The sequence below is a fragment of the Enemella dayhoffiae genome (genome assembly GCF_002250625.1).
Lineage (GTDB): Bacteria > Actinomycetota > Actinomycetes > Propionibacteriales > Propionibacteriaceae > Enemella > Enemella dayhoffiae.
Window position 1 is genome coordinate 89,706 of sequence record NZ_NMVQ01000004.1, and the last position, 14,502, is coordinate 104,207.

The following is a 14,502-nucleotide window of genomic DNA, read 5'->3' on the forward strand; positions in this document are numbered from 1 at the left end:
CAAGGGAAGGGTCAGCGCCAGATCCTGGTCGTCGCGCGACTTCCGCCGCGGCGGGCGGGGGCGGTCTCCGCCCAGGTCAGCCGCCAGCCGTGGGTCGCCGGCTGCTCGCTCGCCGGGCTGCGGCGCTGCACCTGCCACCAGGTGCCGGCGTCCTCCTCCAGCAGCGCGGCCACGGCGGCGCGCTGCTCGGGGGCGCCGGCATCGGCACCGAGCGGGTTGCCGAACCGGACGGCGACCCGGGCCCGGGACCGGCCGCGATCGGGCACGCTCAACGCTCCGCGGACGCCGACCGGAACGACGGGTACGCCGGCGCGGGCGGCCAGCCGTGCCGCGGCGTCACCGAACTCCCGCAGGCTGCCGTCGCCGTTGGGTCGCCCCTCGGGGAACGCGAGCACGGTGCCGCCGCGGCGGAGTCGTTCGACGAGCCTGTCCTGGGAGCGGTCGCCGATCAGCACGGTCGTGTTCAGCCGGCGCGACCACGGCAGTCGGCCGAGCACCAGGCGGACGGCGGCCGCGGTCGGATGGTTGGCGACCAGCACCACCCCGCCCGCGGGCAGCCGGGCCGGGTCTCCCCCGTCGACGCTCAGCCCGCGCGGGGTGCCGAGGGTGGTCACCGCGCGGAGCACGCTGGCCGGGCTGGCGGCGCTCCCTGACCCTTCGACTCGCTCGTTCCTCGCTCGCTCAGAGAGCGCATGGGGCGACGCTCCTCGCTCAGAGAGCGTGGCGTCGGGGCCGGACCAGCCGCGCGCGCGACCGACCTTGCGGAGGTCGGCGAGCAACCGCGGCGCCAGCCGCGGTCGCCGGCGGCCGCCGCGGGCCCAGCGGGCGAGTTCGCGCTGCTGCTCGCTCATCGCACGTCCGCCAGGACCGCGGGCGGGGTGTGCAGGTGGGTGATCGAGGGGGTACGCCCGACACCCGCCGAGGCGATCTCCAGCGCGTCCGCCAGCGTCGAGGCCGCCCGGAAACCCAGCTTCTCGGCGGTGGCCCGGTCCGCGCCGACCCAGATGATGTCGCCGCAGTGCTCGACGGCGGCGCGGGTGGCGTACCACAGCTGCAGCGGGTGCACGCCGTGGAACGCGTTCTGCGTGCGATAGAGGTTGGCATACCACTCGTCGCCGAGGAACTTCGGCTCGAACTCGGCGTGGATCCGCGCCGAGTCGGTGGTGCTGGGCAGCACGTCGGCGAAGAAGTCGGCGCTGGCCGCGTGGAAGCGGGAGTTGAACGCCGGCATCAGCGGGTGGAACAGGATCATCGCCCCGCCCGGGCGCACCACCGGCGTACCCGTGGTGGAGTCAAAGCTGCGCGCCAGCACATCCCAGGCGGCGACCAGCGGGTTCATCACCGCGCCGACGTTGTGCTCGGTGACCGGGGCGGGCCCGGCGAGCAGCACGTCGGCCTGTCCGGTCAGTTCGACCCGCTGCTGGCGACCGATCAGCTGAGAGCTGGCCGCCCCCACCGCGGCCACGTCGCCGGCGTGCACCGCGAGCACCCCGTAGGGGGCGGGGTTGGTGTCGAAAAACATCCGGCGGACCCGGTGCGGGGCGACCGCCTGAAACTGCCGGAAGCCGACGAACCCGGCCCGGTCGCGCACCTTCCACTCCCACTCCCGCTTGCCGAGGAATCCCAACCGGGGCGGGAATTGCCGCTGATCGAGGACCACCTCGACCTGGCACACGTCGAGCTTGTCGGCGAGCACGGCGGCGACCTCGTCGCGCACGGTCTGATCGGCGCCGAGGCCGAGTTGGGCCCAGGCGGTGGCGCTGCCGGTGACCCCGGTGGCGAGCTGGTCCCAGCCGGTGCGGGCAAGCGAGTCCACCAGCACCACGTTGACGACCAGGTCGGCGTCGGCGACCGCCCGGTTGACGCGTACGCCGGGGGCGAGCTCGACCAGGTCGGGGGCCTCGGCGTCGTGGGCGCCGAGCCGGTCCTGGTGGGCGAAGGAGCGGTGCACCCGCTCCCCGACCAGTCCGCGCAGCTCGTCGACGGTCTGCTTGCGGCGCAGTCCGTTGGCGGCGACGAGTGAGACGTCGTCGACTCCGACCGCCGCGGCCAACTCGAGGATCTCCTCGAGCACCCGGGCGCGGACGTCGGGGGCGGCCATCGACGGGGCCGGGCGGGAGGCGTCGGTGAAGGTGATCGCCAGCTTCGTGCCGGGCGCGAGCCGGGCGGCCAGCGGTTCGGCGTCCAGCGGGGCGCCGAGGGCCCGGCGGATCGCCTCGCCGAGGTCGGCCACGCCGGGCAGCGATTCCGCCGGATAGACCACGCGGGTGCCCACGGGCAGGCGCTCCAGCCGGCAGCCGGCGCCCTCGGAGATCAGCAGCGGGGGCGTACGGTCGTCCACCTCGAGTGCGAAACCCGGACGCGACATCACTTCTCCTTCTTCGACGGGATGGACCAGCGCGGGGTCTGCGACATCGCCGCCCACTCCACGATCGACCACGAGTTCTGGTTGGCGGCGCGCATCAACCCCACGTCGGGGTTCACCGCCACCGGGTGGCCGACCACGCTCAGCATCGGCAGGTCGACGTGAGAATCGGCGTACGCGTAGGACTCGCCGAGGTCCTTGCTGTTCAACCGGGCCCAGTGCCGCAGCCACGCCGAACGGGACTCCCCGACCATCGGCGGGCCGGTCAGGAAGCCGGTGCAGCGGCCCTCGGCGTCGGTGGCCAGCTCGGCGGCGACGATCACGTCGAACAGCGGCGCCAGCGGCCGGGTGAGCGGGCGGATCGCGCCGGTCATCAGCACGGTGGTGTGGCCGGCGGCGCGGTGCTCGCGGACCCGGCGTACCGCATCGGGTGAGAGCCGTTCCAGGATCTGCTCGCTGATCCGCTCGTCCACGGCCCGCTCCAACGCGGCCAGGTCGGCGCCGGCGTAGCGGCGGTAGACCGCGCGCAGGAAGGTGCCGCGGTCGCGGCGTTCGGCGCGCAGCAGGTCGGGCAGGGCGCCGATCATCGACGCCACCTCCGACACCTTGCCGGCCATCGACAGCTCGGGCAGCTTGGCCCACAGGTAGGTCTCGATCACGTTCCCACTCATCACCGTGCCGTCGAGGTCGAACACGGCGACCACGCTGGCCGGGTCGGCGGTGGAGCGGGACACGTCCTTGAACGTGGACGCCTTCGCCTGCTGGCCGCGGCGGCGTTTGACCGCGTCCATCCGGCGGACCGGGGCGGTGACCGAGGGGCAGTGCACCTCCTCGATGTAGTGGGTCCAGTCGATCACCCCGGTGTCGAACGCCCAGCGCTCCACGTCGTCGGCGTGCAGCGAGCGGTGCAGGGCGAGGGTGTGGTCGTCGACGAAGTGCAGCTCGGTGCGCAGATATTCGCCATAGATGGTCAGGTAGCGGCGCAGGAAGTCGAGCCGGCCGCGGGTGCGGTCGAGCGACTTGGCGATCGATCGGGTACGCCCCGAGCGCGGCGCGAACTCCAGCACCCGATCCGCCCAGCGGGAGGCGACCTCGGAGGTGGACAGCACGCGTTCCACCTGGGTCGCGCCGGGCCAGTTCCAGATCGGCAGCTTCGTTTCGCCGCGATCGCCCCGGTCGAACGGGTGCTTGGAGAAGTAGTTGCGGACGTGGCCGTAGATGTCGCGGAAGGTGAGCGGATTCCGGGCGCCGGAGTTGACGTGATAGAACTCCGGGCGGCCGACCTCGGGCTGGGTCGCGGCGACGGCCAGGATGCAGTTGACGACGTGGTCGCAGGGCACGATGTCGATCACCGAGTCGGGGCTCGCCGGAAACTCCGGCAGGTTCCCCTTGCCGTAGGCGAGAATGATCGGCTCGGCCATCTTGAACCCCTCGATCCACCCCGGGTAGGGGTGGACCAGGGAGGACTCCACGATCGCCGGCCGGACGATCGACACCTGGAAGTCGCGGCCGAGGTCGGCGACGATCCGCTCCCCCATCGCCTTCGCGAAGGTGTAGACGTCGGTCCAGCCCAGGGAGCGGGCGCGTTCGGTGCCGGCCTGGACGAGCTGTTCGTGCACCCAGTCCTTGCGGCGCTTCTCGGTGTCGGCGGCGGTGGTGAGATAGCCGGCCTTGCGGTGCCGCTGCTCGGCCTCCTCGCGCAGCGCGGTCAGCCGCTCCGGCGAGCGGGACTCGATCTCGATCCGCTCGGCCAGCCTGAGGGCCCACTCGGTCTCGGTGGCGTAGTCGGCGTCGTGCTCGTGCGCCAGTTCGGGGATCGCCCCGCGGCGGCGGCCGGCGGTGTAGGCGGTGGACACGTGCAGGTAGTGCGGGATGCGCACCAGGGTGCCGTCAGCGTCGGACATCGCCTCGCGGAGCTTGTCCAGCAGCGCCTTCGTGCCGAGCACGTTGGTCTTGAACGCACTGTCGATCGGCGGGTCGAAGGAGACGTCCCCGGCGCAGTGGATCAGCACGTCCAGGTCGCGCGGCAGGTCGGGGACGTTGGGCAGGTCGCCCTCGATCACCTGGACCCGGGCGTCCAGCAGCGCCTCGGCGCTGCCGGCGGTCTCGCGGAGTTCTTTGAAGATCTTCTTCTTGACCAGCTGGACCACCCGGTCGTACGCCGAGGCGGACCCTTTGCGGCGGACGAGTACGCCGACGGTGGTGTCGGGCAGTTCGGTGAGGATCTTCCACAGGATCTGCTCGCCGATGAACCCGGTGACACCGGTCATCACGACCTTCTTGCCGGCCAGCAGCTCGGCCATCCGGCCCTCCAGCAGCGGACCGTCGTGCACCTCACCGGAAAGCAGCCCGGCGGACTCCGAGGTCACCGCTCCCCCGTCTGGTCGGCGTCGGGGTTGGTGTTGGCGTCGGGGTTGGTGTTGGCGTCGGGGTCGATCTCGCCGTTGGCCACCTGCAGGGCGTCGGCGATGGTGAAGTTGCCGACATAGAGGGCGGTGCCGACGATCGCGCCCTCGATCCCGATCGGCACCAGGCCGCGCAACCGGCGCAGGTCCTCCAGGCTGGAGATGCCGCCCGAGGCGATCACCGGGGCGCTGGTGCGGGCGCAGATGGCGCCGAGCAATTCATAGTTGGGGCCGCTCAGCATCCCGTCGCTGGCGACGTCGGTGACCACGTAGCGGCTGCACCCGGCGTCGTTGAGCCGCGCCAGCACCTCGAACACGTTGCCGCCGGAGCTGGTCCAGCCGCGGGCGGCGAGCTGCTCACCCTTGACGTCGAGGCCGATCGCGATCCGCTCGCCGTAGGTGCCGACGACGCGGTCGCACCACTCGGGGTTCTCCAGGGCCGCGGTACCGATGTTCACCCGCGCACACCCGGTCGCGAGCGCGCGTTCCAGCGACTCGTCGTCGCGGATCCCGCCGGACAACTCGACGTTCAGCTCCATCGCCCGGGTCACCTCGGCGATGGTCTCGGCGTTCGAGCCGCGCCCGAAGGCGGCGTCGAGGTCGACCAGGTGGATCCATTCGGCGCCCGCGTCCTGCCAGCGGCGGGCCGCTGCCAGCGGGTCCCCGAATACCTTTTCCGTGCCGTCCACCCCCTGCACGAGCTGGACGGCCTGGCCGCCCTTGACGTCCACAGCGGGCAAAAGGGTGAGTGAATCCACGCCCGGCAGCCTAGCGAAGTTTCCTCCCCCCGCGCGTCCACGGCGTCGCCCACTCGGGCACCCTCGGCTCGCACGCACAGAGGCATTCCGGCAGACAACCGTGCACCTCCTCACACTCCAGCGGACAGAAACACGGGACCGGCGGCCGTTCTGCCGCCGACCGCTCCCGCCGCAGCTGCGCACGACGCAGAACCGGCGCCTGAATCCGCCGCCTGGCCCGCGCCCGCGCCTCCGTCACCTCTTCGAGCGTCGGGTGCTGATCCCCGTTCTGCAGCCGCCCCGCCTCGCGCAGCCGATCCCGCAGTGGGCGCCGCGGCACCCGCGCCCAGCACCAACCGGGGTTGTCGAACAGCGCCATGCTCGTGCACCGCGCCTCCGCGTCGAGATGCGCCGGCAACTGCCGCCCGCCCCGGTCTCGAACCGCATCCGCGCCGTGCATCGGCGCCACGACCTCGTCCTCGTCGTCGCGCACCTCCAGCCGCAGCTCGGCCAGCGCCAACAGGCGCACCAGGTCGGTGCTGCGGATGTCGCGTTCCCCCGATTCCCAGCGCGCCACCGTGGAGTGCGCCACCTCGAGTCTCTCCGCCAGATCCCGTTGACTGAGGTCCAGCTTCCGGCGCACCCGGCGCACCATCCCCGCGACGTCGAAAGAGGGCTCGTCTGACATGCCAATCAGCCTGCCAGTCGCCACTGACAGTCTTCGCGCAAGTGAGCCACACCGGCTCCCCCGACACCCATCCGCTTCAAGCTGTGCGCAATTGCTCCCGCTGCGGGAGCAGTTGCGCACACCTCTGCCGCAACACCACCCAGGGCAGGGAGGCCCGGCTTCGGCATCGATTGGGGTCTCGGTCATGGAGCCAGCGATCCAGGACCACTATCCCGATGACGCAGCCGCCTGCTATGGCTGCGGGCGGCTCAACGACCAAGGGCTGCAGCTCAAGACCCGCTGGGTGAGCGACGGGTCGGGCGAGACCGCGACCGAGACCGAGAGCGCGACCGAGACGGTGTTCACCCCACGACCGGAGCACACGGCGATGCCCGGCTTCGTCTACGGCGGGCTGGTCGCCTCGGTGATCGACTGCTCTGGCACCGGTTCGGCGTCGCTGGCGGCCACCCGCGACCGCGGCATCGACCTGGTGGGTGAGACCGGCTCCGACGCCGTGCGGTTCGTCACCGGGACCCTGGAGGTGCGCTATCAGCGTCCGACCCCGATGGGTCCGCCGCTCGTCGTCCGGGGTCGGATCGCCGAGGTGAAGGGCCGCAAGGTCACCGTGGAACTCACCATGACCGCCAACGGTGAGACCGTCGCCACCGGCCGCGTGATCGCCCTTGAGGCCCCCGACACCATGCGTGCCGCCGGCTGAGCCTGTCGAAGCCCTTCGACAAGCTCAGGGAGAGGCGGAGCTCAGGGAGCGGCGGAGCTCAGGGAGCGGAGCCGATACCGTCGATGAAGTCCCGCGACACCTGATCGGCCTCGGCGCTGAACCAGTCGGCGTCCACCGCCAGCGAGCGCACCCGCACCTCGGTGTCGGCCAGGACCAACGGCAGCGTGTGCAGCACCGTCGACGGGAACGACCACAGCTCCCCTGCGGTCGGGCCGCGCCGCGCGTACACCTCCATCGGCAGGTCGGGGCGGACCAGCTCCACCCCCAGCGCGGCGATCGCGGCGAGCTTGGCCGCGGCCTCCCGGCGGTGCGGCAGATAGCGGCGCAGTCCGTGCTCGGCGACCAGCCTTCGGACCCCAGCCAGATACGCCGACTCGGCGATGGTGCCGGTCTCGGCGAGCGAGCTGCCGAGCAGGTCGATCCCGTCCAGGAGTTCGGGCGGGCCGAACCGCGCGCGCGTCCAGGCGTACTCATTGCGCACCGTCGGAATCCGCGTCTGCACGGGCATCGCGGTGAACAGCGAGACCGCCTCCGACCCGCGGCTGAGCAGTTCACCGGCCCGGCCACCGACGACTCGACCGGCCAGCGACCGCCCCGTCAGGTGCCAGCGCTGCAGCGGCACTCCGCTCACCCACTGCTTCTCGTAGTGCAGGGTGGCGGTTCCGTCGTCGACCACCACGATCCGCGGGGTACGCCCCACTGTCGCGTTCAGCAGCAGGTGCGCGATACCGGAATAGGGGTCCCCCAGCACGACCGTCTCCGCCGAACGGACCAACCCGGCCAGCGAGCTCAGCGCGCGCGCCCGTTGCAGCGGGTTCCCGCGTACCTCGGACCAGCCGACCGAGAACCCGTCGGCCCGCGCCAGCTCGGCGAGCCGGTGCAACTGCAGCCGCGTGGTCAGGTCGGTCGGTCCGGCCACCACCAGCTTGGCGGCCGAACCGGCGCCGGAGGCGTACGCCCATTCGATCGCGTTCAGCAGTTGGGCCGGCGACTCGACCAGCCCCAGTACCCGGTTGGGACGCTGGCTGAGCGGGCGGAGCGAGTCGAAGCTCACTGCACCCGGCGGAGCTTCTTCATCGGGCCGAGCTCGGAGTCGTAGACCTTCTTCACCCCGTCGCCGAGCGCCTTCTCGATCACCCGAATATCCCGCACCAGCCGCTCGAACCCCTGCGGCTCGACCGAGGCGGCCTGGTCCGAACCCCACATGGTCCGGTCCAGGGTGATGTGCCGCTCGACGAACGCCGCGCCCAGGGTGACGGCGGCAAGCGTGGTCTGCAGCCCGGTCTCGTGGCCGGAATAGCCGATCGGCACGCGGTACTGCTCGCGCAGCGTGTTGATCACCCGCAGGTTGAGCTCCTCCGGCTTCGCCGGATAGGTCGAGGTGGCGTGGCAGATGATCAGCTGGTCGGTGCCGAGCACCTCGACCGCGTGCGCGATCTGCTCAGGAGTGGACATGCCGGTCGACAGGATCACCGTGCGTCCGACCGACTTCAGCTTCTCCAGCAGTTCGTCGTCGGTCAGCGAGGCCGAGGCGACCTTGTAGGCCGGCACTTCGAAGGTCTCCAGGAAGTCGATCGCCTCGGTGTCCCACGGCGAGGCGAACCAGGCGATCCCCTGCTCCTTGCAATAGCGGTCGATCTCGGCGTACTCGTCCTGCCCGAACTCGACCCGGTGCCGATAGTCGATGTAGCTCATCCGACCCCACGGCGTGTCCCGCTGGATGTCCCACTGGTCGCGCGGGGTGCAGATCTCCGGGGTCCGCTTCTGGAACTTGACCGCGTCGGCACCCGCGTGCACGGCGGCGTCGACCAGCCGGAGCGCGTTCTGCACGTCCCCGTTGTGGTTGATGCCGATCTCACCGGTGATGAAGGTCGGGTGCCCGGCACCGACCGGACGATCGCCGATCATGCGGACGGGGTTCTCAGAAGCGGTCATCGTGTCCTTTCATCGACGCGGTACGCCCGATCCTCGGGCGAGCGTCGCGCGGCGCGGCGCGCCAACTGCGCGGCTCAGCACAGGCTAACACCGCGGCACTAGGGTGGTCGGCATGCCACGACCGGGACGCGAGCCGCTGCTGACGGTGGTGGTGAACTTCCACAACCTGGCCCACCTCGCCCCGCAGACGCTGGCCTCGCTGACCCGCTCGGCCGACCCGCGGATCACCTTCCTGCTGGTCGACGACGCGTCCACCGACCACACCGCCGACCTGCTCGAGGCCGCCACCCGCACCCTCCCGGGAGCCGAACTCCTCCCACTGACCACCAACCAGGGGCTGGCCGGTGCCCGACATCGCGGCATGGAACACCTCCGCACCGAGCGGTTCACCTTCCTCGACGGCGACGACTGGGTCGCCCCCGGCTATTACCCCGCCCTGCTCGACGAGGTGCTCGCGACCGGCCTGGACTGGATGCGCACCGACCACGTCGAGGTCACCGGTACAACCCGCACGACGGTCCGCATCCCCGACGGCAACCGCGGCGGCCGGGTCGGCAACCCGCGCGCGGCGATCCCGCTGGAGCGCACCACCTCGATCGACTTCCCGCACGCCTGGTCCGGCGTCTATCACAGGCGGCTGCGCGACGAGGGAATCGTGCACTATCCCGAGCAGCTGCGCAGCGCCGAGGACCGCCCCGGGATCTGGCGGCTGCACCTGCGGGTACCGGAGTTCACCATCGCCCGCACCGTCGGGGTGTTCTATCGTCGCGGGGTCGCCGGCTCGCTCACCCAGACCGGCGATGAGCGGCAGCTGGCGATCATCCCGTCGCTGCGGCTGGTCCGCGACGAGGTGCTCGCCGACCCCGAGGCCGACCGGTTCTGGCCCAAGGTGGTCCGCACCTGGTGCGGCCTGCTCGCCTCGCACTGGGCGGCCCGGGGGCGGTTCACCCCGCAGCTGCGGCGCCGGTTCACCAGCGAGGCCGGCGCCCTGCTCGCCGAGGTCGAACCGGCGCTGCTGCGGCGTACCCTCGCCGGAATGGCCGAGCCTCGCCGCCACGCGGTCGAGGACCTGCAACGCCGCGCCCGCCTGTTCGAGGTGCTGCCATGACCGCGACCCTGGCGGTGATCATCCCCTGCCACAACCTGGCCCGGCTGCTGCCCCAGACCCTCGCCGCGCTGCAGCGGGCCACCGGCGACGGCATCGAGCTGCTGCTGGTCGATGACGCCTCCACCGACAGCACGCCCGAGCTGATCGGCGCGGCCCTCCCCCGCCTCGGCAACGCCCGGCTGCTGGGCCTGGAACGCAACGTCGGGCTGTCGGCGGCCCGCAACCACGGGCTGGCGGCCGCCGACGCCGACTGGGTCACCTTCCTCGACGGCGACGATCTGGTCGCCCCACACTATTTCCCGGCCCTGCGAGACGCCTGCGTACGCCTCGGCGCGGACTTCCTGCGTACCGATCACCTCGATGTCACCGGCCCGAAACGGAACCTGGTCCGGGTGCCGAGCGGGGCCCGGTTGGGCCGTGTCGTCAACGCCCGCGAGCAGATCCTGCCGGCCGACCAGCGCACCAGCGTCGACCACCCGTACGCCTGGGCGGGGGCGTACCGCCGCGAGCTGGCCGCGGCCGGACTGCTGCGGTTCGACGAGGACCTGCGCACCGCCGAGGACCGGCCGTGGATCTGGCGGCTGCACCTGTCCGGGGCGACGATGAGCGTGCCCGACCTGGTCGGGCTCGGCTATCGCCGGCAGGTCGCCGGCTCGCTGTCGCAGCGCGCCACCGCCACCCAGCTCGACTTCGTGCCGGCGATGGCCCGAGTGATCGAACTCGTCCGCGCCGACCCCCAAGCGGACCGGTTCCTGCCCAAGGCGATCCGGCGCCAGTGCGAGCTGACCCTGCACCACCTGGGCCTGCTGAACCGGTTCCGCCCCGAGGTACGCCGCACGTTCACCCACGCCCTGGCCGACGGCCTGCGCACCCTGCCCGCCGCACCCCGCGACGCCGTGCTCGCCGAGCTGACCCCCGACCGCCGCGGCCGCCTGCAGCGGCTGATGGGCTCCCACGCTCCGCGTGTCGAGAGGAGAACGACCCGATGAACCAGCCGAATCCCGATATCGCCTCCCGCACCCAACTGTTCGAGGTGTCCACCCTGTTCGGCCTGGCCACACTGGTCGCCGCCCTCGACCAGGGCCTGTTCGGCGACTCACCCCGCCGGGTGCTGGTGACCAGCAACAACGTGGACAACCCCGAGGTGGGCGACGCGCTGCGCGAGAGCCCGTCGTTCGCCGCCCTGGCCGGCCGCTTCCACCAGGTCGTCTCCTACAACGAGGCGATCGCCCCGCTGCACCCGCGGCAGTGGATGCCCAGCGAGACCGAGCAACCGCTGTGGGAACGCTTTCTGCGACTGACCTGGGGGCTCGGCGACGAACCGGTGCACCTGGTCACCCAGTCGATCCAGGCCCCGCCGGCCAAGGCGCTGGTGGCCGCGTTCGCCCAGGCGTCGATCGACATCTACGCCGACGGTTTGATGACCTGGTCGCCCACCCGCAACCGGGTGGTGTCCGAGATCGGGCTGCGGATCGACCGGGTGCTCCACCTCGACCTGGTGCCCGGGGTCGAGCCGCTGGTGCTCAGCGAATACGCCGTCCCCCGCCAGCGGATCGACACCGACCGGATGCGCACCGTGCTGCGGCAGATCGACGCCGACGTCACCCTGCCCCCGGTCGAGGGGCCGTGCGCGATCCTGCTCGGGCAGTACCTCAGCGCGCTCAGGCTGATCAGCACCGAGCAGGAACAGCAGTTGCACGTCGAGATGCTCGAGGCCGCGGTCGGCCGCGGCCTGCGCAGCGTCGTGTTCAAACCGCACCCGAGCGCCCCGGTCGCGCTCACCGAGCGCCTGCTCCACCGCGGCCGCGAGCTGGGCGTGGAGGTGATCGTGTACGCCGAGCCGGTGCTCGCCGAGGCGCTCTATGACCGGCTCGACGTACGCCTGGTGGTCGGCTGCTTCTCCACCGGGCTGATGACCGCGCGCGCCCTGTTCGGCATCGCGGCGGTCCGCGTCGGCACCGAACTGCTGCTGCGGGTGCTGAAGCCCTACGCCAACGGCAACCGGGTACCGCTGGCGATCGTGGACTCGCTGCTGCCCGGCCCCGACAGCACCACGCCGAGCCGCACCGTCGCCGAGACGAACGAACTGGTCGAGGCCGTCGGGTTTGTGATGCAGCCCGAGCTGCTCGCCCCGCGCCGGGAACGGGTCGCGGCCTGGCTGACCAGCCATCCGGAACTGGCGCGCTTCTTCCCTGCGGTACGCCTCGGCGAGCTGGGGCTGCCCGGTGGCCGGATGACCGCGCGGACCGCGCTCACCCCGACCCTGCGCCGGGCCGCGCGGCGGGCGTACGCGCTGGAACGGCGACTGGAGGCGCGGTTCATCGGACCCCTGCGCGGCGGCAGCTGACCGAGCGGCCAGACGACCGGCTAGGGTCGTGCCATGACGACCGGTCGACTCACCTTCAGCGACAGCCCCTGGCCCGACGGGCACCCCTTGGATCTGATCGAGCTCACCGTTCGGGGCGGCTCCGACGGCGAGCTCCGGCTGCACCTGCACGCCGAGACCGTCCCCTACGACGCCGAACCGCCCCGCGAGGACGCCGCCACCGATTCGGAGTGGCAGCGCCCCGGCGCCTGGGTGAACTACGGTTCGGCGATCATCTCCTCGATCAAGTGGGACAACGCCGGGATCGAGCTGCCCATCGCTGCCGACACGTTCACCGAGTCGATGCTGGACGGCCTGGAGCTGTCCGCCGACCCGGTCAAGCGGATCAAGTTGGACGGGGTCGCCGAGGAGCTGGCGTTCGGCTGTTTCGTGCTCGGGCAGGGCCTGTGCGGCGATCACACGATCAAGCTCAGCCGAGTCGCCCCGAACACGTTCGACCTGCGCTGGACCGGCGCGCTCGCGGCCACGTTCATCGGCGAGGAGGACTTCTCCGCCGGTCACCGGTTCGAGCTGGTCGCCGACGGCGTACGCCTGTCCTGACCGGCCCTTCCTGAGCGGTACGCCTCAGCCGGCGGGCGCCAGCGGCAGCACGGTCCCTCTGCCGTCGAACAAAGCCAACCGGTCGCCGCTGGCCACCGGTCGCGCGTCCTCGATCGGATAGAGCTGGGCCCACAGCGGCCGGTCGTCGCCGCTCGCGAACGCCTGCACCGCGGTGCTCCCCCGGCCCTGCCGTGAGGTGAGCAGGTAGCTGTCACCGACGACCACGACCGTCCCGTTGGACCCGGTCTGGTGGGTACGCCGGATCGTGCCGTCGCTGATCCGGACCACGTTCATCCCGGGGTGGCCGTGCAACAGCACGTGGTCCCCGATCCTCGCCACCGGCGAACCGGCCACGGCCTTGCCCCACACGGGTCTGCCGGTGTCGCTGTCGAGCAGTCGAGCGCCGGCGGCGACCGTGGAGCTGCGGCTGGAGTTGGGGGTCACGGCGTACACCCGTCCGTCGTGCACGGTGACCGGTTTGTCGGTCCGCCACAGCTCCCGGCCGCTGCCGTCCAGCATCACCGCGCGGCGTTCACTCCACCGCTTCTCGGAGGTGGCGTACCGGGGTTCGGTGACCCGCAGCACGTGACCCTCGTCGACGGGCACGTAGCCCACCTGGACCTTGCTGCACGACTTGGCGTCGGGGGCGGTGAACCAGGCGGGGGTGTTCCCGGTGCCGGGGTCGACCGCGACCGGGAAGGTCCTGGGCAGCGGGCCGGGGTCACCGCGATGCAATGCTCCCGAGCCGATCCAGAGCAACCCGTGCCGAAGCTCGGCGGTGAACCCGCTGGTCGACTGCCCCGGGAGCTGTTTACGCCAGCGGTCCTCGGTGCTCAGCTGGTCCCGATAGGCGGTGACCTCCATCGCGTTGCAGCGTCCCGCGTACGCCGGCTTCGCCTCCAGCAGGGTCCCGGCGGCCAGCGTAGCGACCGTCGAGCGGTAGCCCTCGCTGCTCCCGCCGGCACGCACCGAGGCGCCGGTGGTCCGGTCGAGCAGCACCCAGCCCTGGTCCTGCTGGTCGGGCAGCCGGCCCGGTTCCAGCACATAGCGGTGGTCGAAACTCGGCGCGCCCAGACCCCGCTCGGGCTCGCGCAGTATCTGGGTCCATTCGGTGCGGCCCTGGTGCAGGTCGACGACCCCCACCTGCCAGCTCCGGGAGCGCGAACTGGGGCCGATCAGCACCCGCCCCTGATCGAGCGGGTCGAGCACGCCGCGCCCGGAGCCGGCGACGAGGGTGAGCGGGCTCTGCGCCACCGGTGCCCGCTCCGCCGCCAGCGGAGCGACCGGTGCTGGCCGGGCGAAGCTGGAGGCGGTCTGGGCGGGCCGGTTGGGAGCGTCGGCCAGGTAGCCGCCCAGCAGCACCAGCGCGATCAGCACGGCGCCGGTTGCCAGCACCAACCACCACAGCGGGCCCTTCTGTCCTCGTTGGTTCCGTCGGCGCCGCGTCGCCTCCGCGGACTGCTGCTTCCGTTTCCGGGACTCCTCGGCCTCGCGGAGGCGTACCTCCATCGGCTCGGGGTCGCTCGGCCCGGAGGGGTTCGCCCCGGACCCGGTCGCACCGTCGCGGCCGGGCCACAGCGGCCAGGGCCCGTCCTCGGGCTGCTCGTCCTTGCCCACTCG

General features: G+C 71.9%; 13 protein-coding genes. 5 read left to right on the forward strand and 8 right to left on the reverse strand.

Translation table 11 applies throughout. From position 1 onward, the window contains the following. Positions 1–11: 11 nt before the first annotated feature. The 5 genes from CGZ93_RS04275 to CGZ93_RS04295 are packed head-to-tail and all read right to left on the reverse strand — an operon-like array spanning position 12 to position 6,195. Positions 12–851 (reverse strand): 1-acyl-sn-glycerol-3-phosphate acyltransferase, encoded by an 840-nt coding sequence (locus CGZ93_RS04275; RefSeq protein ID WP_094362911.1) that lies wholly within the window; start codon positions 849–851, stop codon positions 12–14. Next, positions 848–2,368, reverse strand: coding sequence for a lactate racemase domain-containing protein (locus tag CGZ93_RS04280; RefSeq protein ID WP_094362912.1), 1,521 nt, complete (start codon positions 2,366–2,368; stop codon positions 848–850). The genes CGZ93_RS04275 and CGZ93_RS04280 overlap by 4 nt, the downstream gene beginning before the upstream one ends. Then, the gene (locus CGZ93_RS04285) at positions 2,368–4,734 is read right to left on the reverse strand and encodes an HAD-IB family hydrolase (protein ID WP_324252430.1); all 2,367 of its coding nucleotides are present in this window, start codon (positions 4,732–4,734) and stop codon (positions 2,368–2,370) included. Before CGZ93_RS04285 ends, CGZ93_RS04280 begins: the two co-directional genes overlap by 1 nt. Next, entirely contained in the window at positions 4,731–5,528 is a 798-nt protein-coding gene (gene priA / locus CGZ93_RS04290; protein WP_094362913.1) for a bifunctional 1-(5-phosphoribosyl)-5-((5-phosphoribosylamino)methylideneamino)imidazole-4-carboxamide isomerase/phosphoribosylanthranilate isomerase PriA, read from the reverse strand. The genes CGZ93_RS04285 and priA overlap by 4 nt, the downstream gene beginning before the upstream one ends. Positions 5,529–5,538: 10 nt before the next feature. Continuing rightward, positions 5,539–6,195, reverse strand: a complete 657-nt coding sequence (locus CGZ93_RS04295; protein ID WP_176451625.1) for a helix-turn-helix domain-containing protein — start codon at positions 6,193–6,195, stop codon at positions 5,539–5,541. Between the two features lie 184 nt (positions 6,196–6,379). Here CGZ93_RS04295 and CGZ93_RS04300 point away from each other — a divergent pair, with 184 nt between their 5' ends. After that, on the forward strand, positions 6,380–6,892 hold the full coding sequence (locus tag CGZ93_RS04300; protein WP_094362915.1) for a PaaI family thioesterase: 513 nt from the start codon (positions 6,380–6,382) through the stop codon (positions 6,890–6,892). A gap of 58 nt (positions 6,893–6,950) precedes the next feature. Here CGZ93_RS04300 and CGZ93_RS04305 read toward each other — a convergent pair whose 3' ends face one another. Together CGZ93_RS04305 and CGZ93_RS04310 are read right to left on the reverse strand one after the other, a co-directional pair. After that, positions 6,951–7,967, reverse strand: coding sequence for a hypothetical protein (locus CGZ93_RS04305; protein ID WP_229117195.1), 1,017 nt, complete (start codon positions 7,965–7,967; stop codon positions 6,951–6,953). Beyond that, positions 7,964–8,848: an N-acetylneuraminate synthase family protein gene (locus CGZ93_RS04310; protein WP_094362916.1), complete on the reverse strand. Its 885-nt coding sequence runs from the start codon at positions 8,846–8,848 to the stop codon at positions 7,964–7,966. Before CGZ93_RS04310 ends, CGZ93_RS04305 begins: the two co-directional genes overlap by 4 nt. Before the next feature lie 112 nt (positions 8,849–8,960). Between CGZ93_RS04310 and CGZ93_RS04315 the strand changes: the two genes are divergently transcribed. The 4 genes from CGZ93_RS04315 to CGZ93_RS04330 are packed head-to-tail and all read left to right on the forward strand — an operon-like array spanning position 8,961 to position 12,882. Beyond that, entirely contained in the window at positions 8,961–9,956 is a 996-nt protein-coding gene (locus CGZ93_RS04315) for a glycosyltransferase family 2 protein (protein ID WP_094362917.1), read from the forward strand. After that, positions 9,953–10,945, forward strand: coding sequence for a glycosyltransferase family 2 protein (locus CGZ93_RS04320; protein ID WP_094362918.1), 993 nt, complete (start codon positions 9,953–9,955; stop codon positions 10,943–10,945). Before CGZ93_RS04315 ends, CGZ93_RS04320 begins: the two co-directional genes overlap by 4 nt. Then, on the forward strand, positions 10,942–12,303 hold the full coding sequence (locus CGZ93_RS04325) for a polysialyltransferase family glycosyltransferase (RefSeq protein WP_094362919.1): 1,362 nt from the start codon (positions 10,942–10,944) through the stop codon (positions 12,301–12,303). Before CGZ93_RS04320 ends, CGZ93_RS04325 begins: the two co-directional genes overlap by 4 nt. A gap of 33 nt (positions 12,304–12,336) precedes the next feature. Then, positions 12,337–12,882, forward strand: coding sequence for a hypothetical protein (locus CGZ93_RS04330; RefSeq protein WP_094362920.1), 546 nt, complete (start codon positions 12,337–12,339; stop codon positions 12,880–12,882). 24 nt (positions 12,883–12,906) lie between these two features. Here the strand turns inward: CGZ93_RS04330 and CGZ93_RS04335 are convergent, their stop codons facing one another. Further along, the gene (locus tag CGZ93_RS04335; RefSeq protein WP_094362921.1) at positions 12,907–14,499 is read right to left on the reverse strand and encodes a hypothetical protein; all 1,593 of its coding nucleotides are present in this window, start codon (positions 14,497–14,499) and stop codon (positions 12,907–12,909) included. Positions 14,500–14,502 lie beyond the last annotated feature (3 nt).